Here is a 24912-nt window from a genome sequence, read left to right on the forward strand (position 1 = left end):
AAAATGCAAAGCCGCGGCAATATACGGGATCCACACCATAATTGAACGGATATCACGCAGGCCGGCAGGGCGCCGTTCAACCAGACACGCGAAGGGATGCAAGGACACGATGCGAAACGACGCCGGCGACGTACGGCCGGGCGGGTTGTCGCCGGCGGGCTGTGCCTGGCGTTGCTCTGGGCCGGATGCGACAGCGGCGGAACCGGGGAGGAACCCGAACCCACAGGTCCCGGCAGCCTCGTCGAGACGGCGCTGCTGGAGACGGTCGACACCGGGCGGATCGCCGCCATGAACCTGCCCGTGTCCCCCCGTTACGACGTGGAGATCCACCGCATCCTCTACCGGACGGTGGATCCCCACGGGCGGGAGACGACCGCCTCGGGCGCCCTGATGCGGCCGCGGGGGACCACCGGGGCCCTCCCGCTGGTAAGCTACCAGCACGGCACGGTCGTCCGGAAGGACGACGTCGCCTCCGCCCGCGGCCTGGACGTACCGGAGGCGCTCGTGGGGGTGCTCTTCGCCACGAGCGGCTACCTCGCCGTCATGCCCGACTACCTGGGCCTGGGCGCTTCGGAAGGGCTGCATCCCTACGTACACGCCGCCTCCCTCGCCACGAGCGTCGTGGACATGCTGCGGGCCGCCCGCCATTTCGCCGAACGCGAGGGCATCCCGCTCGACGAGGCTGCCACCGGCCGGCCGGCCGTGTTCCTGACCGGCTATTCCGAGGGCGGCTTCGCCACCGTGGCGGCCCAGCGCCTCCTCGAAGGCGAACAGGCCACCGCCTTCCACCTGGTCGCCTCGGCCCCGATGGCGGGCAACTACGACATGTCCGGCACGATGGCCGACCTGATGCTCCGGCGTGAACCCTATCCCGCCCCCTTCTTTCTCCCCTACACCCTCCTGGCCTACGATGCCGTCTACGACCTTTTCGACGACCTCTCCGAGGCCTTCGTCGCCCCCTACGACCAGCGCCTGCCGGCCCTCTTCGACGGCACCCGCTCCGGCAGCGAGATCGACGCCGAGTTGCCGGCGATACCCATCGAGATGGTCCGGTCCGACTACCTGACGGGCTTCCTGAACGACACCAACCACCCGCTCCGGCAAGCCCTCCGCGACAACGACCTCTACGCCTGGGCGCCCCGCACACCCACCCGGCTGTACCATTGCGAGGCGGACGAACTGGTGCCGTTCGCCAACACAGAGGTGGCGGCGGCGAACTTCATCGCCCGCGGCGCCCCCGCCGTAGAGGTGGTCCGGCTCGATGTAGGCGGGCACGTCGCCTGTGCCGGGCCGGCGCTGTTCCTGGCCTGGCTCTGGTTCGAAACGTTCCGCACGGCCAAAGACGGGCTGCCGGCGACGCGCCCGCCCACGGCACAGGGGCAACCGACCCGCCTTCCGGTACGCTGACGCACAACCGGCGGGCGCCCGGCCGTGGTGCCTCCCGAGGACCGCCTCCCCGAGACCATGCTCCTTTTCTCCATCGAAACCGACGCCGTGCGGCTGATCTGGAGCCGGAGCCACGAGGCCGCCCCTGCCGTAGCGCCCGGTCCCGCTCGCCCTCCCTTCGGGCTCGACGTGCGGGCCCTGGCACCGGGCGTCCAGCCACGGGTCACCGTACCCGACGGTGCCACCGGCTACCTCTTTGAACAGACCGACTACACCCTGCTCGTGCGTAGCCGTGCCGCAGACCCCGTGGGCGTCCGGCATCGTGATCCGGTGATCGTGAACCGGCTCCACACCTCGGAAGACGGGCACGTGGTGCACGGCACGATCAACTTCGGAACGCAGGTGGGCCAGAGCCGCTTCCTCATCGAAGCCGGCGGTCGACCGCATCTGCTCGTCACGGTCGAGGTCTTTCCGTCGAAGCTCGACTACCGTAGCGACTACGTCGCCCTGCGGGAAGACGTGCAGGAGCTGGCGGCCGGGCTGGCCTTCGAGTACCTGCGCGCCACGTATCGCCCGGCCGAAGCCGTCCCGGACGAACCGCCCGGCCCGGTGGCCTGGCTCACGTTGCTCCGGAACCTCCTGTCCGACCTCGAGCAGGCACTCGGCCAGGTGACCCGGCATCCCCGGTGGGAGACGACCCGCCGCGTCGAACCGGTGCGGGTGGAGCGCATCCGCCGGCCGGACGCGGCCCTCCGCCGGGCGCTGGCCCGCCGGCCGCCCGGCGAGGCGACGGGGGACGGCCTCCCCGGCGCGCAGGTACTGCCGTCCCGCCGGGCCGTCTACACCCTCGACACCCCCGAACACCGGTGGCTGGCAGCCCAGCTCCGGCACGTCCGGGCAAACCTGACGCGGCTCCAGGCCATCGAGCGACGCCGTTCCGGCACCGCCCGGCAACACCGGGTGCGCGCCGAGCTCGACCGCCTCCATGCCCGGCTGACCCGGCTCATGGCGATCCCTCCGCTCTGCGTGACCGGTCCCCCGCCCCCCACCCCCCCGTTGCCCCTCCTCACGGCTCCCGGCTACCGCGAAGCCTACCGCGCATGCCTGGCCCTGCGGCGCGGCCTCCGGCTCGGCGGCGGCCCGCTGGCGCTCAGCCTCAAGGACCTGCACCTGCTGTATGAATACTGGTGCTTCCTCACGCTCGTCCGCCTGGCTGCCGCCGCCGTGGGCCACCGGGTACCGGCAGACCGGCTCGTCGCCGTGGAGCGGCACGGGCTGCGCCTCCGCCTGCACCGGGGCCCTGCACAGACCCTCCGGTTCACCCTGGAGGACGGCCGCCGCCTCACGATCACCTACAACCCGCGCTTCGGCGGCCGGCGCTATCTCGTCCCCCAGCAGCCCGACATCGTCCTGACCCTCGCCCGCCCGCGCGAACGCCCCACCCGGTTCGTCCTCGACGCCAAATACCGCCTCGACGCCACCCCCGGCTACGTGCAGCGGTATGGCATGCCCGGCCCTCCCGTCGACGCCCTGAACACCCTCCATCGCTACCGGGACGCCATCCTCGACCGTGCCGGGAGCGGGCGCACCGTCGCCCAGGCCGTGGCCCTGTTCCCCTACCGCGAGACGCGGCCGGGCGAATACACCGCCAGCCGCCATGCCCGCGCCCTGAACGAGATCGGCGTCGGCGCCATCCCTCTGCTACCCGGCGCCACCACCCACCTGGCAACCTGGCTCGACGGCGTGCTTGCCCCATGACACACACCGGTGAAGATGTGGGAACGGCTTTCCTGTATCGAATTCCAGAACACCTTCTCTCACATTGCCGCGGCGGGTGCGCTGGATGCCGGCGTCTACACACCTCACCTCCGGTAGCCGCGCTCTTCACGGGTACGCGCGTCAACCGCCGCACAAGCCCGCGGCTACGGAGCTGTTCCCGGGGGCTCCTCAACCATCATGCCCCCGCCATACCGCTATCCACTCCCCTTGGCCCCCTTCAGACCGGCGAGGCTCCGCTCGGAGAGCAGGTTGACGTCGTAGGTGTGGATGCGGCTACCGGCGTCCCGGTGCCGTTTCAGGGCGAGTTCGATCAGCCGGTGCGTCAGCACCTCGAAGGACACGCCGGAGGGTTCCCACAGGTAGAACGAGAACGAGCCGGGGATGGTGTTGATCTCGTTGAAGAAAACCTGACCGGTTTCCACGTCGAGCAGGAAGTCGATGCGGGCGACGCCGGCGCACTCGAACAGGCGAAAGACGCGCACGGCGAGTTCCTGCATGAGGCGGGTCTGTTCGTCCGACAGCGGGGCGGGAATGATGCGGTCGAGGGAGGCCATGCCGCCCGGCCCGCCGCCCTGCTTGGCGCCGCGCCGCTGGGGCGTGCCTTTGCCTCCCCCGCCTTCGCCCCGCATGTACTTCTCCTGGAAGGTAAGCAGTTCCTGGCGCGTGACCGGCTCTTCGAGCACGCTCGGCACGGCCTCGTCCGGGTCGCCGAGGACCGAGCAGTTGACCTCCCGGAGCCGGGTGACGGCCCGCTCGACGATCACCTTGTCGTCATACCGGAAAGCCTCCTCGATGGCGGCATCGAGGGCGGTGCGGTCCTTGGCCTTCGTGATGCCGATGGAGGAGCCGAGCCGGGCCGGCTTGACGACGACGGGATAGCCGAGGCCGGCCTCGCAGCGGTCGAGCCAGGCCTCCTCCCGGTAGCTCCATTCGGATTCCCGGAACGCCACGAAGTCGACGACGGGGATGCCCGCCTCGCGGCAGAGCCGTTTCGAGAGCACCTTGTCCATGCCGAGGGCCGAGCCGAGGATGCCGCTGCCGGTGTAGGGCACGTTGAACGTCTCGCAGAGCCCCTGCAGGCCGCCGTTCTCACCCGATCCGCCGTGCAGCCCGAGGAACATCACGTCGATGCGGTGGCGCCGGGGCCGGCGCAGGTGAAAACGTCGCCCGTCGTCCTCCACCAGCTCGAGCACGCCGGCACCGCGCGGGTCGAGGCGGACGGGGATGGCCCGGGCCCGGACGCGGTCGAGGTCCCGGTACGCCTCCACGTCGAGCAGGTGCGCGCCGGTGTACCACGTGCCATCCTTCGCGATGTAGACCGGCACCGGCCGGTAGCGGTTGCGGTCGAGCGCTGCGGCGGCCTGCAGCGTCGAGATGACCGACACCTCGTGCTCGGGCGAGACACCCCCGAAGACGAGACCGACGTTGAGGATAGACAAGGGGATTTCTGCGGTCTGATGGAGTGAAAAGGGCCTTTCCCGGCGGAAGCCGGTACCGGGCGGTTCCGGCGGGAAGTTAAGCAAATCAGGCGATATGCGGTCGCCCGTTCGCTTTCTGCACACGTCGTTCCGAAATGGCCGGCGCCGCACCGTCCCTTCCCCGAAGGATCGGCCGGGGACCTGTCCGGACCTGCGGTGCGGGATCCACCGACACGCGGTGCCAGGGCGGACTTCGACCCCGTTTTCACAGCTCGCAGCTTGCCGGCGACGACATCCCGTCCGATTTTCCCCACCGCCGAGGTAACCATCCTGCTCCATTACCTTGAAACTCGCCCTCATCTCCGACATCCATTCGAACCTGCCTGCCCTGGAGACGGCCCTGGCCTGCATCGATGAATACGGGGCCGATGCCATCTACTGCCTGGGCGACGTGGTCGGCTATGGTGCGGATGCGGCGGGTTGTGTGGCCCTCGTCCGGGAGCGTTGTGCGGGCGTGGTGCTGGGCAACCACGACGAGGCCGTGGCGCTCGAGCGCGGCCTCGAATACCTGCCGAAGGAGGCACAGATCGCCGCCCTGCACAACCGCGCTCAGCTTTCTGAAGAGCAGCGGCAATACCTGGCCGGCCTGCCGCTCCGGCTGGAGGTCCACGGCTGCACGTTCGTGCATGCCACCCCCTTTCAGCCCGAGGCCTGGATCCGTCTGGACACGTACCAGACCGCCCAGCTCCAGTTCGAGCACTTCACTACCGACGTGTGTTTCCTGGGCCACACCCACATTCCGGCGGTGATGTCGAACCGGCTCGGCGTGCTCCGGGTGCGCCGGGGTCACCGCTTCCTGATCAACGTCGGCAGCGTCGGCCAGCCCCGCGACGGCAACCCGCGCCTGTGCGTGGCCTTTTTCGACACCGAGACGTTCGCCTACGAGCTCCTCCGCCTGCCCTACGACGTGGAACGGGCCGCCGCCCGCATCGAAGCCGAGGGCCTGCCCACGAGCCTGGCCCGCCGCCTCAAGCTCGGCCGCTGAAGCCGCTCCTCACCGCCCGAGCCAGGCCGCTCGCAGGGCCGCCTGCCCCGGCGCCGGCGCCGCGACCGGGACGATGGCGTAGGCGTCCGGCAGCCGGGCGTCGAGGCGGACGCGGAACGTCTGCTCCTCTCCCCACCGCCGCACGGTCACCGTCACCGCGTCGCCCGGCTGGAAGGGGCGAAGGAGGTCGTCGAGCGCGCCGGCCGATACGTCGTTCCCCTCGACGGCGAGCAGCACGTCGTCGAGGTCGAGGCCGGCCTCGAAGGCGCCGGAGCCGGGCCACACGTCGGTGATCCGCCCGTCGGCGTCAGTGCGCACGCCCAGCCAGGCCGCCGGCCGGGCGGGGTCGGTGCGGCGTTCGAGCCGGAGGCCGGCGTGCGCCAGGTAGCGGTCGTAGTCCACGTCCTCGGTGCCGTAGATGTGCGCGTCGAAGAAAGCCTGAAAGCTCGTGCCCGTGACGTGTTCGAGGGCCTGCCGGAAGCCGTCTTCGGGGACGCCGCGCCCCTGCTTCGCGTAGGTCTCGTTGAGGTAGCGGATCACGTCGTCGAGCGAGCGGGTGCCGCCGGTGCGGGCCCGCACCTCCAGGTCGAGCAGCATCCCCATCACCTTGCCCGCCGTGTAGAACGAATAGAAGGTGTGGGGCGGGGCCTGCCCCTGCTTGGCCCAGCTGTCGAAGCTCGTCATGGCGATGCTCGTCACCTTCCGGCCCGGCTCTAGGTCGAACCGGCGGATCGTGGCGGCCATCTCGTCGAGAAACCCTTCCTCGCTCATCAGCCCGGCCCGCAGGAGGAAGACGTCAGCGTAGTAGTCCGTGATGCCCTCGAAGATCCACATCTGGGTGGTGTACTGCGGCTGCGCATAATCCGTCGGCAGGAGGGGGGCCGGGCGGATGCGCTCGACGTGCCAGGCGTGGAAGAACTCGTGCGAAGCCACCCCGAGGAGCGCGTTGTACCGGCCCGGCGTGGCGGCGGGGTCGTCCGGGCGGGTAAACGCCTCCGAGGGGCCGAGGACGATGGAGGTGCTGTTCTTGTGCTCGACGCCGTGCCCGAAGCGGTAGGGCAGCAGGTGGTACATGAACAGGTAGCGCCGGAACGGCACGTCCCGCATCATCGCCATCTGCGCGGCGACGATCCGGCGGTGGTCCTCGATGAGCGCCGCGTCATTGACCGGCAAAGTCCCCTGGATGGCGATCTCGAAGGTGGCCCCGCCCTCCTCGAAGGTGAGCAGCTTGAAGTCCGGGCTCATGAGAATGGGCGAATCGACCAGCTCGTGGTAGTCGGCGGCCACGTAGGCGCCGAGGGCCGCGTCGTAGTCGAGCGCGGTGGCGACGCGCCAGTCCTCGGGGTGATGGAGCACGACGGCCACCGGCTCGGTCATGCGCCCGCGCACGTTCATCAGCGCGGTGATGGGGTTGAGGTAGGCCTCCCGGGCGTCGAGGTAGCTGGCACCGGCGTCGAGCTGGCGGGCGTAGCTCCGGTACGTGGCCACCACCTTCGCCGCGTCGCCCCGTTCGACCCGCCAGGTGTTCTTGTCGATTTTCTCGAACGGGAGCGGCCGCCCCTCGCCGTCCTCGGCGGCAAACCCCACCACGTCCTTCGCGTAGTTCTGCAGGATGTACCGGCCGGGCCGCCACTCCGGGATGCGAAAGTCGACGTGCGGGGCGTCGTGCCCCGTCACCTCGAGGCGGATGTGGAAATAGTGGGCGTTCGGCGTGCCCCAGCCGACGTGGTACGTGAGGGCGGGTTGCCGGGCGGATGCAGTCATCGCAAACAGGAAGATGGACAGGGTAAGAAGCAGGGCTTTCATCAGAGCGGCACGGGCGGATAAAGGGAAAACGCCGGGCCTTACGCCGCGGCGCTTACCCCGGATCCCGCCCGCGGGGAACGCCCGGCGCCGGCCCGCGTGTTTCCGTGGCGTATGGGAGCCCGGCTTCCAGTTCACATGGGGCGTACGCGCACGGCTCGTCGGCCTGTCCCGCCGGCTACCCCGCCGTGCCGGAACTCGCCGGGGCCAGCGTACGGGGGCTTCGGCTTCGCATGAGGAAGGGCCGGAGAAACCCGATACGAGCCCATCCTCCTCACAGGGTACTTCGAAGGAGGATGGGGGGCAAAAACCCGGGCAGGGGGAAGCATCCGGAGGGATGGGCTTGTATATTTTCCCACGCATCACGCCATAACACCGTGACGGGTAGCCGCACCCGGCCCTCTCGCAACCAACCCGACTTCGCCATGAAGACGCGCTTCCTGATCTGCCTGCTCCTGCTGGTCCTGCCGGCTCCTGTGCTTGCCCTCACCCCGTCGTCGCCCGTGCCCCGGGCTGCTTTCGGCGCGGCGGTGGCCCTCACGGGGGACCTCCTGTTCGTCGGAGAGCCCCAGAGCTTCAAAGACCCGGGGACGGTGCACGTCTACCGGCGCAACGGGGATGCCTGGACGCTCGTGACCCGGCTCACGGCCTCGGACGCCGAGGTGGGCGACGGCTTCGGACAGGCCCTGGCAACCGACGGCGAACGGCTGGCCGTGGCGGGCGGTGCGGCGGTCTACGTCTTCGAGCGCTCCGGCGACACCTGGACCGAAGCGGTCCGCCTGGCGGCTCCCGGCGAAGGGGACGCCTTCGGACAGGCCCTTGCCCTCGGCGGCGACCACCTGCTCGTCGCTGCTCCCGGGCACGACGCACGGCGGGGCACCGTCTACGTCTTCGCACGGGGCACGGAGGGCGCCTGGACCGCCGCGGACACCCTGCACGTCGACGACCTCCGGCCCGGCGATGCACTCGGCAGCGCCCTGGCCCTCGGCGGCGACCGCCTGCTCGTTGCCGCCCCCGGGCGCAACGAGGGCGCCGGGGCCGCTTTCGCCTTCCGCCGCGAGGGCGACAGGTGGGTTCGGGAAGCCGTGCTCGTCCCGGCCGGGGCCGGGCCGGGTAGCCGCGCAGGCAGCGCCCTGGCCCTCGACGGCGACTACGCCTTCCTCGGAGCCCCCCGCCACAACGGCTTCACCGGAGCCGTCTTCACCTTCCACCGCCATGCGGACGGGACGTGGACCGAGTGGGCATCGCTCGCGCCCGAAAAGCCCGGGGAACGCGACTTCTTCGGCGCGGCGCTGGCCGCCGGCGGCGGCCTCCTGTGGGTCGGCGCCCCCGGCACGGGCGGCTTCGCGGGACAACTCACCGCCTTCCTTCCCACCGGCGAAGGGTGGACCCCCGACCGGACCGTACAGGCCGGCACGGTACGCCCCGGTGACGCCTTTGGCAGCACCTTCGCCGTGTCCGCCGACCTGCTGGCCGTGGCCGCCCCCCGCGACGACTACGGCGAGGGCAGCGTCCACCTCTTCGCCCGTATCGGCCGCAGCTGGCACCCACAGGCCTTCCTGATCCACGAAGCCGAACCGTTCCCCGCCCTCACCGGCGAACGGGAGCCCTGTGCCGGCGGTTCGGCGGCCGGCTTCGACTGCCGCGACGTCGACCTGCTCGCTTTCATCCCGAACCGGGACATGGACATCGGGCGGGGCGTCCGCCTGAACGACGTCTGGGGCTGGACCGACCCCGAGACGGGCCGCGAGTACGCCCTCGTCGGGCACATGGAAGGCACTGTCTTCCTCGACGTCTCCGACCCCACCCGCCCCGTCTACCTGGGCACGCTCCCGATGCACGAAGGCGCCACGGGCAACACCTGGCGGGACATGAAGGTCTACCGGAACCACGCCTTCATCGTGGCCGACGGCGCCGGGCCGCACGGCATGCAGGTCTTCGACCTGACCCGCCTCCGCCGCGTCGAGAACCCGCCCGTCACCTTCACCGAGGACGCCCACTACGACCGCATCGCGAGTGCCCACAACATCGTCATCAACGAGGAGACGGGCTTCGCCTACGCCGTCGGGGCCGGCATGGGCGGCGAGACGTGCGGCGGCGGCCTGCACATGATCGACCTCCGCGAGCCGAAAAAGCCCCGCTTTGCCGGCTGCTTCGGGCACGAAGGGACGGGCCGCCAGGGCACCGGCTACATCCACGACGCGCAGTGCGTCGTCTACCGGGGGCCGGACGCCGACTACCGGGGCAAGGAGCTCTGCTTCAGCGCCAACGAGACGGCCATCAGCATCGTCGACGTGACGGACAAGGCCAACCCGAAGGCCATCGCCTCCGGGGCCTATCCCAACTTCGGCTACGTCCACCAGGGCTGGCTCAGCGAGGACCACCGCTTCTTCTTCCAGAACGACGAAACGGACGAACTCAACGGTAACGTGGACCGCACGCGCACGCTCGTCTGGGACCTCGCCGACCTCGACGATCCCATCCTCGTGAAAGAATACTTCGGCCCCACCTCGGCCACAGACCACAACCTGTACGTCCGCGGCCACCTGATGTACCAGACGAACAACGCCAGCGGCCTGCGCATCCTGGACGTGAGCGACCCGCTCAACCCCGTGGAGGTGGCCCACTTCGACACGACCCCGTACGGGAAAGACGTGGCGGGCTTCAACGGCACCTGGAGCAGCTACCCGTACTTCGAGAGCGGAACGATCGTGGTCACCAGCCGGCGCGAAGGCGTCTTCCTGCTGAAAAAGAAAGACATCGACCTCTGATGACGGACCCCGGTCCGGAAGCGGGGATACCCACCCACGCGAAACGGAAGCAACGGGCGCTTTCGAACGTCTATTCCGGACGGACCTTCGTGCCCGGGACGGACAAACGACCCGCCCGATGAACGGTCCATGGAGCGCGTAACAAATGGCGCTTCCGCTCGTTTACTGCCACCGTGAAATGCATCCCCCGCACCACCATGTCCGTTTCTCCCTCGATGTATTCCACCCCGTCGTCTTTCCCGGGGCCAGCGCTCCGGTATGCCTTCCTGCTCGTTCTCCTCACGATCCTCGGCCACGGGACGACCCACGCACAGCAAGCGCGGACCATCACCTTCGAGGAAGCCGTACAGATCGCCCTGGAGCGCAACGCCGCGATCCGGCGTAGCCGCAACAACGTCGGCCTGCAGGCGACGGTCGTCTCCAGCGAGCGTGCGGACTTCTTCCCCAACCTCAACCTGTCCTCCAGCACGAGCCGCACCTACGGGCTCACCTTCGACCAGACCACCGGCCAGCTCGTCTCGGAATCGACGGACGCCTTCAATGCCAGCGCGAGCTCGTCGATCAACCTGTTCAACGGTTTCGGGGACGTGGCCTCCTACAACCAGGCCAGACATGCCCTCGAAGCCGAGGAATACACCCTGAACCGCACGCAACAGACGGTCCTCTTCGACCTCATCACCAGCTACCTGCAGGTGATCCTGGACCGCGAGCAGATCCAGATCCGGCAGGAGGACCTCGAGGCCCAGCGCCAGCAACTGGCACGGATCGAGGAGTTCGTGCGCGTGGGGTCGCGGCCCGTCTCCGACCTGTACCAGCAGCAGGCCACGGTCGCCTCCAGTGAGCTGGCCCTGCTCGAAGCCGAACGCGCCGCCCAGCTCAGCGAAAGCCGGCTGATCCAGGTGCTTCAGCTCGATCCCTTCCAGGAATACGAGTTCGTGGCCCCCTCGGCCGAAGAGATTCCCCTCCTGCCCCGGGAATACGACGCCGAATCGCTGCTTCGCACCGCCTTCGCGAACCGCCCGGACCTGCAGGCCCAGGAAGCCAGCATCGAGGCCGCCCTCGAAGGCATCCGGTTCGCCCGGTCCGGCATGTACCCGTCGCTGAGCCTTTTCGGCAGCATCCGCACCAGCTATTCGAGCCGGAACGAGCTCACCTCCTTCGCGGACCAGCTCTCGGACAACCGTGCCCAGTCGTTCGGGATCAGCCTGAGCATTCCCATCTTCAACCGGTTCCAGACCCGGACGAACGTCGAGCGGGCGCGCGTGCAATACGAGAACGCCCGGCTGGCCGAGGAGACGCTCGAACTCCAGATCGCCGCCGAGGTGCGCCAGGCCTACCTGGACTACCAGACGGCCGTCAAGCGGCTCGACGTGACGGAGAAACAGCTGCAGGCCGCCGAGCAGGCCCTGGCCGTCGAACAGGAGCGGTACAACGTCGGCGCCTCGACGCTCGTGGAGCTGACGCAGGCCCGCGCCACCTACGTGCAGGCCGCCAGCAACCGCATCCAGGCCATCTACCGGTTCTATTTCCAGGACCGGCTGCTCGAGTATTACCAGGGCACGCTGAACCCGACCCGGCCGTTGTTCTGACCGGTTCCGGAAGAAACCCGAAAGGCCCCATCCCGCACACTGAGAATCCACCGAGCGTATGGCTCCCCCGAAGAAAAACGCCACACGTCGCCTGCTTTTCCTCATCATCGGCCTGATCGTGCTGCTGGTCATCCTGGCGGCCGTCGGGCGGGCCACCGGCCTCTTCGGCACCGGTAACGACGCCGTCGAGGTGGAGACCGCGAGGGCCGAACGGCGCACGCTGACCCAGGTCGTGACGGCCTCCGGGAAGGTCCAGCCGGAGGTGGAGGTCAAGCTCAGCCCCGACGTCTCCGGCGAGATCATCGAACTGCGGGTGCGAGAAGGGGATCAGGTCGAGAAAGGGGACCTGCTCGTGCGCATCCGCCCGGACTTCTACGTGGCCCAGGTGGAACAGGCCGAAGCCGGGGTCCTGCAGGCCAAGGCCAACATGGCCCAGCGCCGTGCGGACATGCTCACGGCCGAGGTCGAGCTGAACCGGCAGAAGGCCCTCTTCGAAAAGAACGCCATCGCCGAAAGTGACTATGTGCGGGCGCAGAACCAGTATGAGGTGGCGAAGGCGGCCTACGAAGCCGCCGAGTATGCGGTGCAAAGCGCCGAGGCCCGGCTCCGCGAGGCCCGCGAGCAACTCTCGAAGACGGCCATCTATGCCCCCATGAGCGGCACCGTCAGCAAGCTCGACGTCGAGCTCGGCGAGCGGGTCGTCGGCACCAGCCAGTTCACCGGCACCGAGATGATGCGCATCGCCCGGCTCGACCAGATGGAGCTGGAGGTCGATGTCAACGAGAACGACGTGGTCAACGTGGCCCTCGGAGACACGGCCCGCATCGAGATCGACGCCTACCCGGAGCAGACCTTCCGGGGCGTCGTCACCGAAATCGCCAACACGGCACGCACCACCGCGGCGGGCACGCAGGAGCAGGTGACCAACTTCCCCGTCAAGATCCGCATCCTGGACCCGCACAACCTCAACCTGGCCGTCCCGGGTACAGGCCAGGCCCTGCAGACGAGTGAGACCCCCCTCGCCGACGCCTCGCCCCAGTTCCGCCCGGGTATGAGCGGCACCGTGGACATCTACACCAAGACCGTCTTCGACGTGGTGGCCGTGCCCATCCAGGCCGTCACCGTGCGCGACTTCGCCCGCCTCCAGCCGGCCGCCGACACGACCCGAAGGGCACGCACCGGGGAAACCGGCCGGGACGACACGGTCTCGACCCGCTTCCCCAAAGAGGACCTTCGCAAGGTGGTCTTTCTCGTCGAAAACGGCAAGGCAAAGATGGTGGAGGTGACCACCGGCATCACGGACGACACCCACATCGAGATCAAATCCGGCCTCTCCGGTGGGGAGGAGGTCATCATCGGCCCGTACCGTGCCGTCAGCCGCACGCTGGAGCCCGGCACTCCGGTGCGGGTGAAGCCGCCCGAGCAGCCCGGACGCCGACCGCTGGCGGCCGCCAACTGACCGGGCGAGGCCCTGCGCCGCGCAGGTTGCGCCGGGCCCTACGAGAACCCCCACCCTGCGCCTCCGATGGCCGAGAACCCGAAGGATCCCATGAGCACCCCCTCGCACGGCAACACCCCGCTGATCCGGCTGATCGACATCACCAAGGTCTACCCGATGGGTATGCAGGAGGTGCGGGCCCTGGCGGGCGTCTCGCTGGAGATCCATCCAAACGAATACGTCGCCATCATGGGCCCCTCGGGCTCGGGCAAGTCCACCCTGATGAACATCATCGGCTGCCTGGACGTGCCCACCAGCGGGGCCTATTACCTCAACGGCCAGCGGGTGAGCGAGATGACCGACGACGAGCTGGCCGAGGTGCGCAACCGCGAGATCGGCTTCGTCTTCCAGACGTTCAACCTGCTCCCGCGCGTGAACTGCCTGCAGAACGTGGAGCTGCCGTTGATCTACGCCGGCATCCGGCGCCAGACCCGCCGGAGCATGGCCGAGCAGGCCCTTCGCAACGTGGGCCTGGGCGACCGCCTCCACCACAAACCGAACGAGCTCTCGGGCGGGCAGCGCCAGCGCGTGGCCGTGGCCCGCGCCCTGGTCAACAATCCGTCCCTCATCCTGGCCGACGAGCCGACGGGCAACCTGGACTCGAAGACGGGCGAGGAAATCATGCGCCTGTTCGAGACGCTCTACCGGCGGGGCAACACGCTGCTGGTGGTCACGCACGAGGAAGAGATTGCCCGGCATGCCCGCCGCATCATCCGCCTCCGCGACGGCCACATCGAATCCGACACCCCCGTCGAACAACCCATCCTGGCCGAACTCGATCCGGCTGCCCTCGAAACGAGCGCGCATTGACGGATCATCGCCCTGGATCCGGACGGACACCCGGCCTCCCGCCGGAAGGCCGGCCTACCCGACGGTGCAGGGCAACGGCTCGCGCCGGTGGATGAAGCGGGCCTCCCCCGTGGCCCGGCGGGCCTTGACGGCCTGGTAGGGCACCGCCGGTCCTTCCACCGTGATACACCCGCGCTCGGGCGTGTAAAGCACGTAATGCACTTCGATGACGTCTTCCTTCTTCTCTATCGCCTCCACCTCCACCCCGTAACCGCCCGACGGCACCGGCACCGCCACCAGCACGATCATTTCCTGGGTGAAATCGACCGGCTTGAACGGTCCCGCCGCGTGGAGACGGGTCCGGTAGGCCTCCCAGGCCTCCGGAGTGTAGAGCACGACCCCCGTCGTGTCCGACAGCCGGGCGTTCGGCCCCACCCCGACGTTCTCGAACGGCAGCAGCTCCACGTCCTCGACGATCACCTCGGCGTCGTCACGCCGGCACCCGGCCGCCAGCACAAGGAGCACCAGCCCGACCACCACAACCTTTGTCATCAATAGCCCGTTTGCGGATGGGAGGAATCCTGTGGCCGAACATACGGCAAACCGGGCATATTTGCTCCGGGCGTTCCGGGCCGGCGGCCTTCCGCCCACGGGGGTAGCGTATGGGCGGCAGATGCCGTATCATTCCGGGCGCGTTTCGTCGTCATCCGTTGCCTTCGCCATGCCGTTCTGCCGCCGTCCCGTACCGGTCGTCGCGCTGCTCCTCGTCCTGGCCGGATGCCGGAACGAGGGGACGGAACCTCCCCTTCGCGCCCCCGCCTGGGAGGTGCGACCCACCGACACGACGGCGCGGCTACAGGCCGTGAGCATCGCGGCAGACGGAACGGTGTGGGCCAGCGGAACGGGCGGCACCTATGCCGTCACCACCGACGGCGGGGTCACCTGGCGCACGGGCACCGTCCCGGAGGCGGACACGCTCGAGTTTCGCGACGTGCACGGCGTCGACGCCCGGACGGCCTACCTCCTCTCCGCCGGACCGGGCGCCGCCTCCCGCATCTACAAAACCACCGACGGCGGCACCTCCTGGACCCGCCAGTTCACCAACCCCGAGCCCGACGGCTTCTTCGACTGCTTCGACTTCTGGGACGAGACGCACGGCCTGGCCTTCTCGGACAGCATCGAAGGGCAACTCTACCTGCTCATCACCGAAGACGGCACCACGTGGCGCCGCCTGCCCCCCGAAACCCTGCCGCCGGCCCTCCCGGGTGAAGGCGCCTTTGCCGCCAGCGGCACGTGCGTCGTCACCCGCCCCGGCGGGCACGTGTGGATCGGCACCGGCGCCTCGGCCGTGGCGGCCCGCGTCCTCCACAGCCCCGACTACGGGCGCACGTGGACCGTCGCCGAGACGCCGCTCGTGAGCGACACGCCCTCCTCGGGCATCTACACGCTCGCCTTCCTCGACGACCGGCGCGGCGCGGCCCTCGGCGGCGACTATGCCCGGAGGGACTCGGTGCCGGCCCGCACCGTCGCCACCACGGCCGACGGCGGCACCACGTGGACCCTCGCCGGGGCGGCCCCCCTGCGCGGCGCCGTCTTCGGCGCCACATACGTGCCCGGCGCTCCCACCCCCACCCTCGTGGCCGTGGGACCGGACGGCTCCGCCCTCTCCACGGACAACGGCCGCACCTGGACCCGCTTCGACGACGCCTCGTACTGGAGCGTCGCCGCCGGGCCCCGGGCCGTGTGGGCCGTCGGCCCCGAAGGTCGCATCGCGCGGCTACGCACCCGCTGACCCACCCCCCGCACGAAGCCGTACCGCCGGTCCGCGAACCACCCCGGAAACAGGATGGACCCGAAACAGATCGCCGAACAGCTCCGTTGTCCTCATGGCGCACAGGCCGCACGGACGGCGCAGCGGATGAACGAGGCCAACGCCGGCCTCTATCACGCCACCATCACCTGGCTCGACCTGAGACCGGAGAGCCACGTCCTGGAAATCGGCCCCGGAAACGGTGCCTTCGCCGCCGAGGTTCTCCGCACCGCACACCACTACACCGGCCTCGACTGGTCCCCCGCGATGGTCGGCGAAGCCAAAAAACACAACCGCGCGCTCGTAGCCTCGGGCCGTGCCACCTTCCTACGGGGCAGTTCCGACCACATGCCCTTCCCGGACGACACCTTCGACCGGGCCTTTTCCATCAACACCCTCTATTTCTGGGAAGAGCCCCGCCGACATGCCGCAGAAATCGCCCGGGTGCTCCGGCCGGGCGGCCTGTTCGTTCTGGTCTTCGGCGAAGAGGCGTTCATGCGCACGTTGCCCTTTGCCGCACACGGGTTTAAGCTGTACGACGAAGCCGGCGCCTGCACCCTCATGCGGGCAGCCGGGCTGCACGTCTGCGACCTTCACCGCTACCGGGAGACCGGCCGGAGCAACAGCGGCCGGGTCGTCGACAAGCGGTTTCTCCTCCTCCGGTGTGAAAAACGCCCGGAACAGACGGATTCGGCATGAACGAGAAGAGCTGCATCGAGATCCACTACTGCACCCGGTGCCGCTGGCTCCTGCGGGCAACGTGGATGGCCCAGGAGCTGCTCACCACGTTCGAACAGGAGATCGGCCGGCTGGTGCTGGTCCCGGGCACCGGCGGGATCTTCGAGATCTATGCCGACGGCGAACGGGTGTGGTCCCGCAAAGCGCAGGGCCGCTTCCCCGAGATCGCGGAGCTCAAACGGCTCGTCCGCGACCGGATCGCCCCCGAAAAGGACCTGGGCCACACGGACCGGCACGGTACCTGATTGCCGGCACAAGCCCGCCGCTACCGGGGTTCCGGCACCCGGGGACGAACGAGGTCGGCATAGGAGCGGATCTCGCCCCGGCGGTAGCGCTCGATCAATTCGCCGATGGGCTGAAGCAGTTGCGTGCTGGCGTAGCCCGGCACCGTCTCGGGATGCTGCTGATCGAAGCGGTTGAAATAGCTGCGGATGATGACGGCCCCGGGGTGAAGCGGCAGCGTCTCCAGGTTCGCCACGAAGCGGCCGAAGGTGCCCGCCCGCATCAGATAGAATGCCACGTTCGACGTGTAGAAGACCGACACCTGCAGACCCTCGGCGTGGAGGTAAGCCCCGATGGACCGGAGGGCGTGCGGCCCCGCCAGATCGCCGACGACCGGGATAACACGGTTCTCCGCCTGCATCGTCTTCAGCAGGCGAAAGGCGTCTTCCCGTGCCAGAAAGTTCGCCTGGTGCCCTTCGCGGTCGCGTTCGAGCAGAAGCCGGCGCAGGGTGGGATAATACGGCCGGGGCGGGCGGTTATGGCTGGTGAAGCGCAGGTCGAGCCCTTCCCGAAAGAAGGCCTCCTGTATGGCGGCGATGCGGTTCAGATCCTGCCGGGAAAGCGACACCCCGAAGCGGGGTACGAGATCACGCACGGCATCGCGGGCAGCGGCGGCCACCTCCGGCGAGAAGGGGGTGGCATCGACATAGGCGACGAGGTCGTCCGGTCCGGCGGCCTCGGGCGGGCCGGCAGGCAGGGCACCGCCGGGCGGCAACGGCCGGCCCGTGAGCAGGCACAGGTACTCGAGGCGGTTCCGGGCCAGCGTGAAGAGGGCCTTGAAGAAGAGGTGCTGGAGCAGGTTGTCCCGCCGGATATCCACGATGAACGCCAAGCGTGGCCGCACGAGGGCGATGTAGGAAAAGTTCTGGTCGGGTCCGACGCCGAGATAGACCCCGCCTTCGAGGTTGCGTGCCCGGAGCGCCCCGGCGACGTGGAGATAGGAGGCTTCGTTGGAAATGAGGTTGTCCGTGTCGAAATAGCCGCCGGGCTCCGACAGCCGCGCCACCAGTCCTGCAAAGGCCGTGTCCGGCGTGACGGCGGGACGTTCGGGAAAGACCGGTCCCTCCGGCCGGGCCTGTCCCCGGCATCCCGTGGCCGGGAGCACCAGCACGGCCAGCAGCACCATCCAGGCGGTTCGCCGTCGGACGCCCATGTTCCCCTCGCTCGATGGTGGATGGAGACGTTGTTGCAGGTGGCACGTTGAACGTTACGGTTCGGGGGTTCCGGGTCCACGAGCACCGCAGCCCCGGTCGCCTCATGCCGGGTCTCCGGTGTCGTCCCCCGGGAGGTGCGGGAAGCGCCGTCCGGTGGGCAGGCTGATGTTGTGCGCCATCGCCCAGAAGCGCAGGCCGGTGGTGACGACTGCTGCCGTCGTCATCGCCACCGCCTCGCCCAGGCCGAGGGCCGCCGTGCCGGTGAAGGCGACCCCGCCGAGCAGGGCCGCCGTCGCATAGAAACCGCCCTTGATGACGGCAGGCACCTCGCGCACGAGCAGATCGCGCACGACCCCGCCGCCGGTGGCCGTCAGGGCCGCCATCAGGACGATGCCGATCGGGCCGAGACCGGCGGCGGCAGCCCTGGCCGCTCCCATGGCCGCAAAGACACCGAGCCCGACGGCATCCGCCACGAGCACCCGGTTCCAGCGCCGGGCGATCGGCGGAGCGGCCCAGAAGACCGCCATCCCGCCGGCCAGGCACACGAGCAGGTACCACTCGTCCTGCAGGGCGGCGGGCGGGGTAGCCCCGAGCAGGACGTCCCGGATCATCCCGCCGCCGACGCCCGTGGCCACGGCCAGCACCATGAAGCCGAGGAAATCCAGCCCGTGCCGGTTGGCCTGGAACGCCCCCGAGAGGGCAAAGACGAACGTCCCCAGCAGGTCGACGGCGTAGAGCATCCAGGGGCTCCGGGCTCAAACGTCGCAGATGGCGAGGGCTTCCCGCAACGAGGTGAGCGGGTCGCGTGTGGGAATGAACTCCTGCGCGATGTAGCCGGTAAAGCCGGTGTCCGCGATGGCCTGCGCGATGGCCCTGTAGTTGAGTTCCTGCGTCTCGTTGATCTCGTGGCGCCCCGGATTGCCGCCCGTGTGATAATGGGCGATGTAATCGTGGTAGGTGCGGATGGTCCGGATGATGTCGCCCTCCATGATCTGCATGTGATAGATATCGTAGAGCAACTTGAAGCGGTCCGACCCGAGGCGGTCGACCAGGGCAACACCCCAGGCCGTATGATCACACTGATAGTCGGGGTGATCGACCTTGCTGTTGAGCAGCTCCATGCAGACGGTCACGCCGAGGCGTTCGGCCGCCGGGAGGATTTTCTTGAGGCCCGTGACACAGTTTTCGAGCCCTTCCTCGTCGTCCAGGCCGGCACGGTTGCCGGAGAAGCAGATCAGGTTGGGGAAACCGGCCTCGGCCACCTCTTCGAGCCGTTTCAGGTAACCCGGCACCAGCCATTCGTGGTGTTCGAGGCGGTTGAAGCCGTGGGTGAGGAAGTGCATCCCGTCGGGTGCCGCCGGCGGGTTGGCCATCGCGCAGATGAGCCCGTGCCGTTTGACGGCGGGCCAGTCCGGCGGGTCGAGCAACTCGACCGAGCGCAGGCCCATGGCCGCTCCGGCAGCCGCCAGTTCGTCGACCGTCAGGTTCGGGTAGCACCACTTACAGGCCGAGTGGTTGAGACGCCCCCGGCGGGCGGGACGCGCCTCGATGCACGCGGTGGACGCAGGCAGGGCCGCAGCGGCAACCGTCGCCAGCCCGGCCCGCACAAAGGTTCGGCGTTTCATGACAGGGTCCGAAAAGCAAAAGGGAGGAAGCACGCAAGTAATGTAATGCATGGCCTTTCCCGGGACAAACCCCGCGAGACCCTGCCGCCCTCGTCCCGAACCTGCCACGAAACGGCGCCCCGGCGTATCTTGTGCCCGCTCCGCCCGTAACGGGGACGATCCTTCCTCCTTCCCTCCCGGACGCCATGCGACACCTGGGCAACGTGCTGTGGATCTTCCTCGGCGGCGGCTTCTTCATCTTCCTCGAATACCTGCTCGGCGGCCTCGTGCTGTGCCTGACCGTCATCGGGATCCCGTTCGGACTGCAATGCATCCGGCTGTCGGTACTGGGGCTGCTCCCCTTCGGACGAGACGTGCGGGAGCACCCGGCGGCTTCCGGATGCCTGCCGCTGGCGATGAACGTGATCTGGATCCTCGCCGGAGGGGTCTGGCTGGCACTCACCCACCTTCTCTTCGGGCTACTCTGTGCCCTGACCGTCATCGGAATCCCCTTTGCCCGGCAGCACATGAAACTGGCCCGGCTCGCGCTGGCCCCCTTCGGCAAAGAGATCGTCCCCGTGCCCTGATCCTTCCGTTTCCTCGGCCGTACAACGGAGCAGGCGCCGTTTCCTTCGCCGAATCTTTACCCGAATCCGGCCGCTGCCGGTAGTCATCCCGGATCGCTGGCGGACTATCAGAACACCTTCCCGCACGATACCGGATGACCTTCACCAGCCCACGCATGCCGGACAACCCATCGCTACGACCCGATCCATGCCATCCGGACCGCCGCCTGAGGAACTCTGCCGGCGCCTGAAAGCCTCCGACCGCGAGGCATTCGAGGCCATCTTCCGGCTTTTCCGGGGGGATCTGCTCCGGTTCGCAACCGCCATCGTGGAAGACGCGACGGTGGCGCACGACCTGGTACAGGATGTGTTCGTGTCGCTGTGGGGCCTGCGGGAAACGCTCGACCCCTCGAAATCGCTCCGGGCCTACCTCTTCCGGATGACGCGCAACCGGGCCTACCGTCATCTGCGGGACGAGCGTACCCATGCCCGCAAGCACACGCAACTCGGCGACGAGGCCGCCGCCCGTCCCCCTGCCGAGGTGACCAACGGCCATGACGCCGCGCTGCTGGCGGACCGGCTGCAGGCGTGGATCGCGGCCCTGCCGGCCCGGCAACGGGAGGCCCTGCTGCTGAGCCGCTTCCACGAACTGAGCCATCGCGAGATCGCCGCCGTCATGGACATCTCGCCGCGCACGGTGAACAACCACATCGTGCGGGCCCTGGAGCACCTGCAGCGGTGTCTTGAGGCTTTCGAACCGTCCTTGCTTGAACGATGAAAGAAGAACGATCCCGGTCGATCCCACCGGAGGTGCAGGCGACGCTGGAGGCCACGGCCCCGGAAGCGCGGCAACGCCTGGAGAAGATGTGGCACCTGCTCACGCCCCGGGAAATCCCCGCCGGAAGCGTGCCGGACGACGAGGCGGCCTGGGCCGACCTGCAGGCACGGCTCGACGCCGCCGGCGCCGGAACGCCGGACGCACCCACCTCCGATCCACGCCGCCGGGCCGCCGGCCGCCCACCCGTACGGCGACGACGCCCGCACCCACACCGTCACCTCCTTCCCGTTTCCGTCCTCCTCGTGCTGGCGCTCGGCCTGGGGCTGTGGTGGTGGCACCGGCCGGTCACCGTGACGGTCCCGCCGGGCCGCCAGCTGACCGTCACCCTGCCCGACGGCTCGACGGTCCACCTCAACAGCGACACGCGCCTGTCGTATGCCCGGGGCTTCCGGACCTGGCCGCTCGTCGACACGCCGCAGCGCCGCGTACGGCTCGACGGGGAAGCCTTCTTCGACGTGAAGCCGGGCAGGCGTACGTTCGTCGTCGAAACGTTCAATGCCCGGGTGGAGGTGCTTGGCACCCGGTTCAACGTATGGGCCCGCGCGGAGGCCCCGGCCCGCGAGACCCGTGTGACCCTGGCCGAGGGGCACGTGCGCGTCCTGGACGCCGGTGCACCGGAACAGGCCGTCGAACTCCGTGAGACGGGCCACGCCGCCCGTGTGACGGACGCGGCCCCGTCGCCGCTCCCCCAGCGGGCCGGGCCGGACGCCCTCGAAGCCGCCACCGCCTGGCGACGGCAGGGCTTCACCGCCGTCAACCAGCCGCTCTCGGCCATCCTGGCGGAGCTGCAACGCCGGTATGCCCGCGACCTCGGCGCCGAACCCGGCATCGCGCTCACCGATTCCCTGACCCTCCTTTACCTCCGGCCCGTGCCGCTCGAAGCCATCCTCAAGGACCTCTGCCTGGTGCAGGGTTGCCGCTACCGCCCCACAAGCCGGGGCTTCGTCCTGATCCCCGGCACACCGGCCGCGTCGTCGCCCTCCCCGTAGGCCGTGTGACACGTCCCATACGCCGGATGTCCCCGCCAGCCATGCTTCCCCGAATCCGCCCCTTCGCCCGGCTCATCGTCCTGCTGATGGTGCTGTGCCCGGTGACGGCCCGGCCCGGCGACACCATGGGACAGCCGCGTGAAGGCGAGGCGTACAGCCTGGTGTTCCGGGGCACCCCGCTCGACCAGGCGCTCGAAGCACTCGTGCGCCTCACGCGGATCGACCTGGTCTATTCCACGGAGCAGGTTGCGGGACGCCGCGTGTACTGCACGGGCCGGGAACTGCCGGCCGAAGCCCTCCTGCGGTGCGTGCTTGCCGGCTCCGGGCTCGACTATGTTCGCTCCTCCTCCGGCGCCTATGTGCTGATCGAGGCCCGCAACGCCCCGGCCCTCTTCGGAGACCTTGCCGGCCAGGTCATCGACGGGGAAACCGGGGTGCCGCTGCCGGCGGCCAACGTGCTGCTGGCCGAAGCCGCCACCGGCACCACGACCAACGACGCCGGCTTCTTCAGCTTTGCCGGGCTGGTCTCCGGCCCCTACCGCGTGGTGGTCACCTACGTCGGCTATGAGACGGCCCGGGACAGCGTCTGGGTGGCCCCCGGCGCCCGCGCCCGCCTGCAGGTCCGCCTCCGGCCACGTACCGTGCCGATGCACCCCATCGTGATCGACGGCCTCAGCCAGCGGCTCCCCTCCCGGATGCTGGGCTCCGGAGAGGCCGGGCCACAGGCGCTGGCCTCGGTCACCTTCGCCGGCACCCCCGACGTGGCACGCGGCGCCGGCCGCCTGCCCGGCGTGGCGGCCACCCAGCCCCTGGCCGACCTGCACATCCAGGGTGGCGGCGGCGGGGAACACCTCACCCGCCTTGACGGCATCCCCGTGCGACACCCGGTGAGCCTGGGACGACATCTCGGTGCCTTCAGCCCCCTGGCCCTGCGGCGCCTCGTCGTCCACAAGGCCGGCTTCGGCGTGGAACACGGCAGCCACCTCGCCGGCCTCGTCGCCGCCGAACACCACGTGAACGGCGAACACCGGCTGGCCGTGAGCCTGGACCCGATCAGCGCGAACGCCCGAACCCACGCCCGCCTCACCCTGCCCGGCAAACGGCCGATGGACCTGATGTTCGCCGGACGCACCGGCCTGTGGGCCCAGTACCAGGACCCCGGCGTCGCCGCCCTGCTGCGCCGCTGGAACAGCGTAGACCCGCAACTGGCCGGCCGCTGGCTGGGCCAGCCGGTGACCACCCGCTCCTTCGCCGTGTTGCACCCACTCCCCGACGTAGCCTTCTCCGACCTCCACGCCGCCCTCCGCCTCACCCCCGCCGCGTTCCACCTCATCGACGCCTCCGCCTATCATGCACGCAACCGCATCCGGGCCGACCTGACAGGACTGAACCGGCTGGAAAACACCACGGAAGACCGCCTCATCCTCACCCGCGACGATTACGACTGGTCGAACTGGATGGGCCAGGCCCGGTACAGCCGCCTGCTCGGCGCCCACGCGGTGCTGACCGTGCAGGCCGGCGGCAGCCGCCACACATCACGCTACAGCTACCGCGCCCTGCAGACGAACGTCCTCCGGGGCACCTACACGGACGACAACCTGGAACAGGCACGCAACCGGTTCGAAGAGGCGTTACAAACCAGCTACGTCACCTACGAACACAACGCCATCCGGGAGGTGACCGTACGGGCCGTCCTCAGCCACAGCCTCGCCCCCTCCCGGCAGTTCGAAGCCGGCCTGTTCGCCAGCCACACCGACAGCGAGTTCAACCTGAACAACCAGTTCATCCCCGCCTTCTGGTACCACGGCTCGGCCTGGACCGGCGGCACCTACCTGAAGGGAACGCTGGCTCCGGGATGGCACCTGACCCTGGAGCCCGGCCTCCGCCTGACGTATGCCGCCCGCCGCCGCACGGTCTATGCCGAACCCCGCCTGGCCCTGCGCTATGACCGCGAAACCGGACCGCTCGGCCCGTACGCCCTGCGCCTGGCCGCCGGCCTCTACCGGCAGTTCGTCAACCAGTTCGAGCTGACCAGCTCCGGCCCAACCGCCGCCGTACCGTCCGTCCCCTTCTGGCTTCCCATCGACCGCACCCTCGCCCCGCCCCGCACCTATCACCTGGCCGCCGAAGCCCTGCTGATGCCGTCCACGGCCTGGACGATCCGGGTGGAAGGCTACTACAAAGCCCAGCCGCGCCTGCTCACCATCGACTATGCGACGCTGGTCAAACTGCTCGAGGCCGGCCCCCGCACCCCCCTGCCGCAGGCCACCTTCATCGCCTCAACCCACGGCCGTGCCTTCGGGGGCAGCCTGCGCGTCGTATACACGACGCCCCGCCTCACCGCCGGCCTCGACTACGCCTTCAGCCGCGCCGTCCGCCGCTACCCCGGCCGTTTCGACGACCGCCTCGTCCCGGTTCCCTGGAATGTCCCCCACCGCCTCACCGCCGACCTGAAAGTATCCCTCTCCGATCATCTCTCCCTCCACCTCACCGGCGAAGGGGCCCGGGGACGCCGCTGGGCCCTGCGCCAGGCCTACTACGACTACCTCGCCCTCGGAGGCCTGCTGCCGGACGCCGGCCCCTTCGACCTCGACCGACCCGACGACCACCGGCTGCCCGCCTACCTCCGCCTCGACGCCGGCCTGGCCTACACCCACACCCTGGGTCCCGTCAGCCTGCAGGCGCAGTTCTACCTCGTCAACCTGACGAACCACCGCAACGTCTACGACCAGAGCCTCGAAACAACCGGCACCACCGTACGCACGGTCGACCGCCTCCTGCCCGGCCGCTACCCCGTCTTCGCCATCCACCTCGACTACTGAACCGGCGCCTCCGGCACTCCGCGTAGTCATC

General features: G+C 69.2%; 20 protein-coding genes. 14 read left to right on the forward strand and 6 right to left on the reverse strand.

Features of this window, described 5'->3' with window-relative positions; translation table 11 throughout:
• The first annotated feature begins 96 nt into the window (after positions 1-96).
• Positions 97-1407, forward strand: a complete 1311-nt coding sequence (locus tag GQ464_RS06800) for a lipase family protein (protein ID WP_166976843.1) — start codon at positions 97-99, stop codon at positions 1405-1407.
• A 57-nt stretch (positions 1408-1464) separates the two neighbouring features.
• Entirely contained in the window at positions 1465-3144 is a 1680-nt protein-coding gene (locus tag GQ464_RS06805; RefSeq protein ID WP_228350692.1) for a DUF2357 domain-containing protein, read from the forward strand.
• Positions 3145-3359: 215 nt separating this feature from the next.
• On the opposite strand, the gene GQ464_RS06810 is transcribed toward GQ464_RS06805, so the two are convergent.
• Positions 3360-4604 (reverse strand): D-alanine--D-alanine ligase family protein, encoded by a 1245-nt coding sequence (locus tag GQ464_RS06810; RefSeq protein ID WP_228350693.1) that lies wholly within the window; start codon positions 4602-4604, stop codon positions 3360-3362.
• Between the two features lie 322 nt (positions 4605-4926).
• On the opposite strand from GQ464_RS06810, the gene GQ464_RS06815 reads away from it, so the two are divergent.
• On the forward strand, positions 4927-5628 hold the full coding sequence (locus GQ464_RS06815; protein WP_166976845.1) for a metallophosphoesterase family protein: 702 nt from the start codon (positions 4927-4929) through the stop codon (positions 5626-5628).
• A 9-nt stretch (positions 5629-5637) separates the two neighbouring features.
• Here the strand turns inward: GQ464_RS06815 and GQ464_RS06820 are convergent, their stop codons facing one another.
• Positions 5638-7434 carry a M61 family metallopeptidase gene (locus GQ464_RS06820; RefSeq protein WP_166976846.1) on the reverse strand — a complete coding sequence of 599 codons (1797 nt, stop codon included), beginning with the start codon at positions 7432-7434 and terminating at the stop codon, positions 5638-5640.
• Positions 7435-7856: 422 nt separating this feature from the next.
• On the opposite strand from GQ464_RS06820, the gene GQ464_RS06825 reads away from it, so the two are divergent.
• From GQ464_RS06825 to GQ464_RS06840, 4 genes are all read left to right on the forward strand, one after another.
• Positions 7857-10202: a choice-of-anchor B family protein gene (locus GQ464_RS06825; RefSeq protein WP_166976847.1), complete on the forward strand. Its 2346-nt coding sequence runs from the start codon at positions 7857-7859 to the stop codon at positions 10200-10202.
• A 197-nt stretch (positions 10203-10399) separates the two neighbouring features.
• Positions 10400-11791: a TolC family protein gene (locus GQ464_RS06830; RefSeq protein ID WP_228350694.1), complete on the forward strand. Its 1392-nt coding sequence runs from the start codon at positions 10400-10402 to the stop codon at positions 11789-11791.
• A 58-nt stretch (positions 11792-11849) separates the two neighbouring features.
• Positions 11850-13250, forward strand: coding sequence for an efflux RND transporter periplasmic adaptor subunit (locus tag GQ464_RS06835; RefSeq protein ID WP_166976848.1), 1401 nt, complete (start codon positions 11850-11852; stop codon positions 13248-13250).
• Positions 13251-13340: 90 nt separating this feature from the next.
• A complete protein-coding gene (locus GQ464_RS06840) occupies positions 13341-14099 on the forward strand; it encodes an ABC transporter ATP-binding protein (protein ID WP_166976849.1) in 759 nt (252 codons plus the stop codon).
• 54 nt (positions 14100-14153) lie between these two features.
• On the opposite strand, the gene GQ464_RS06845 is transcribed toward GQ464_RS06840, so the two are convergent.
• Complete coding sequence (locus tag GQ464_RS06845; protein WP_166976850.1) at positions 14154-14630, reverse strand: protease complex subunit PrcB family protein; 477 nt, start codon at positions 14628-14630, stop codon at positions 14154-14156.
• A 169-nt stretch (positions 14631-14799) separates the two neighbouring features.
• Between GQ464_RS06845 and GQ464_RS06850 the strand changes: the two genes are divergently transcribed.
• From GQ464_RS06850 to GQ464_RS06860, 3 genes are read left to right on the forward strand one after another with little or no spacing between them, the layout of a single operon-like run.
• Entirely contained in the window at positions 14800-15870 is a 1071-nt protein-coding gene (locus GQ464_RS06850) for a WD40/YVTN/BNR-like repeat-containing protein (RefSeq protein ID WP_166976851.1), read from the forward strand.
• Positions 15871-15924: 54 nt separating this feature from the next.
• Positions 15925-16587: a class I SAM-dependent methyltransferase gene (locus tag GQ464_RS06855; protein ID WP_166976852.1), complete on the forward strand. Its 663-nt coding sequence runs from the start codon at positions 15925-15927 to the stop codon at positions 16585-16587.
• Positions 16584-16871, forward strand: coding sequence for an Rdx family protein (locus GQ464_RS06860; RefSeq protein ID WP_166976853.1), 288 nt, complete (start codon positions 16584-16586; stop codon positions 16869-16871). The genes GQ464_RS06855 and GQ464_RS06860 overlap by 4 nt, the downstream gene beginning before the upstream one ends.
• A 20-nt stretch (positions 16872-16891) precedes the next feature.
• On the opposite strand, the gene GQ464_RS06865 is transcribed toward GQ464_RS06860, so the two are convergent.
• From GQ464_RS06865 to GQ464_RS06875, 3 genes are all read right to left on the reverse strand, one after another.
• Positions 16892-18061, reverse strand: a complete 1170-nt coding sequence (locus GQ464_RS06865) for an LIC_10091 family protein (protein ID WP_166976854.1) — start codon at positions 18059-18061, stop codon at positions 16892-16894.
• Positions 18062-18163: 102 nt separating this feature from the next.
• The gene (locus GQ464_RS06870; protein WP_166976855.1) at positions 18164-18802 is read right to left on the reverse strand and encodes a trimeric intracellular cation channel family protein; all 639 of its coding nucleotides are present in this window, start codon (positions 18800-18802) and stop codon (positions 18164-18166) included.
• Between the two features lie 15 nt (positions 18803-18817).
• Positions 18818-19687 carry a hydroxypyruvate isomerase family protein gene (locus GQ464_RS06875; RefSeq protein ID WP_166976856.1) on the reverse strand — a complete coding sequence of 290 codons (870 nt, stop codon included), beginning with the start codon at positions 19685-19687 and terminating at the stop codon, positions 18818-18820.
• A gap of 185 nt (positions 19688-19872) precedes the next feature.
• Here GQ464_RS06875 and GQ464_RS06880 point away from each other — a divergent pair, with 185 nt between their 5' ends.
• The 4 genes from GQ464_RS06880 to GQ464_RS06895 all read left to right on the forward strand — a co-directional run bounded on the left by GQ464_RS06880 (position 19873) and on the right by GQ464_RS06895 (position 24881).
• Positions 19873-20253 (forward strand): YccF domain-containing protein, encoded by a 381-nt coding sequence (locus GQ464_RS06880; RefSeq protein ID WP_166976857.1) that lies wholly within the window; start codon positions 19873-19875, stop codon positions 20251-20253.
• Between the two features lie 187 nt (positions 20254-20440).
• Entirely contained in the window at positions 20441-21010 is a 570-nt protein-coding gene (locus GQ464_RS06885) for an RNA polymerase sigma factor (protein ID WP_166976858.1), read from the forward strand.
• A complete protein-coding gene (locus tag GQ464_RS06890; protein ID WP_166976859.1) occupies positions 21007-22059 on the forward strand; it encodes a FecR family protein in 1053 nt (350 codons plus the stop codon). Before GQ464_RS06885 ends, GQ464_RS06890 begins: the two co-directional genes overlap by 4 nt.
• A gap of 41 nt (positions 22060-22100) precedes the next feature.
• Positions 22101-24881, forward strand: coding sequence for a carboxypeptidase regulatory-like domain-containing protein (locus GQ464_RS06895; RefSeq protein ID WP_166976860.1), 2781 nt, complete (start codon positions 22101-22103; stop codon positions 24879-24881).
• Positions 24882-24912 lie beyond the last annotated feature (31 nt).

Origin of the sequence: Rhodocaloribacter litoris, assembly GCF_011682235.2 — a bacterium.
Taxonomy (GTDB): domain Bacteria; phylum Bacteroidota; class Rhodothermia; order Rhodothermales; family ISCAR-4553; genus Rhodocaloribacter; species Rhodocaloribacter litoris.

Bases quoted from the DNA above. Each gene is read 5' to 3' on its own strand.
- GQ464_RS06850 (WP_166976851.1), top strand. From the start codon at position 14,800: ATGCCGTTCTGCCGCCGTCCCGTACCGGTCGTCGCGCTGCTCCTCGTC.
- GQ464_RS06855 (WP_166976852.1), top strand. From the start codon at position 15,925: ATGGACCCGAAACAGATCGCCGAACAGCTCCGTTGTCCTCATGGCGCA.
- GQ464_RS06890 (WP_166976859.1), top strand. From the start codon at position 21,007: ATGAAAGAAGAACGATCCCGGTCGATCCCACCGGAGGTGCAGGCGACG.
- GQ464_RS06880 (WP_166976857.1), top strand. From the start codon at position 19,873: ATGCGACACCTGGGCAACGTGCTGTGGATCTTCCTCGGCGGCGGCTTC.
- GQ464_RS06835 (WP_166976848.1), top strand. From the start codon at position 11,850: ATGGCTCCCCCGAAGAAAAACGCCACACGTCGCCTGCTTTTCCTCATC.
- GQ464_RS06805 (WP_228350692.1), top strand. From the start codon at position 1,465: ATGCTCCTTTTCTCCATCGAAACCGACGCCGTGCGGCTGATCTGGAGC.
- GQ464_RS06895 (WP_166976860.1), top strand. From the start codon at position 22,101: ATGCTTCCCCGAATCCGCCCCTTCGCCCGGCTCATCGTCCTGCTGATG.
- GQ464_RS06865 (WP_166976854.1), bottom strand. From the start codon at position 18,061: ATGGGCGTCCGACGGCGAACCGCCTGGATGGTGCTGCTGGCCGTGCTG.
- GQ464_RS06825 (WP_166976847.1), top strand. From the start codon at position 7,857: ATGAAGACGCGCTTCCTGATCTGCCTGCTCCTGCTGGTCCTGCCGGCT.
- GQ464_RS06885 (WP_166976858.1), top strand. From the start codon at position 20,441: ATGCCATCCGGACCGCCGCCTGAGGAACTCTGCCGGCGCCTGAAAGCC.
- GQ464_RS06800 (WP_166976843.1), top strand. From the start codon at position 97: ATGCAAGGACACGATGCGAAACGACGCCGGCGACGTACGGCCGGGCGG.
- GQ464_RS06875 (WP_166976856.1), bottom strand. From the start codon at position 19,687: ATGAAACGCCGAACCTTTGTGCGGGCCGGGCTGGCGACGGTTGCCGCT.
- GQ464_RS06845 (WP_166976850.1), bottom strand. From the start codon at position 14,630: ATGACAAAGGTTGTGGTGGTCGGGCTGGTGCTCCTTGTGCTGGCGGCC.
- GQ464_RS06820 (WP_166976846.1), bottom strand. From the start codon at position 7,434: ATGAAAGCCCTGCTTCTTACCCTGTCCATCTTCCTGTTTGCGATGACT.
- GQ464_RS06870 (WP_166976855.1), bottom strand. From the start codon at position 18,802: ATGCTCTACGCCGTCGACCTGCTGGGGACGTTCGTCTTTGCCCTCTCG.
- GQ464_RS06830 (WP_228350694.1), top strand. From the start codon at position 10,400: ATGTCCGTTTCTCCCTCGATGTATTCCACCCCGTCGTCTTTCCCGGGG.
- GQ464_RS06840 (WP_166976849.1), top strand. From the start codon at position 13,341: ATGAGCACCCCCTCGCACGGCAACACCCCGCTGATCCGGCTGATCGAC.
- GQ464_RS06860 (WP_166976853.1), top strand. From the start codon at position 16,584: ATGAACGAGAAGAGCTGCATCGAGATCCACTACTGCACCCGGTGCCGC.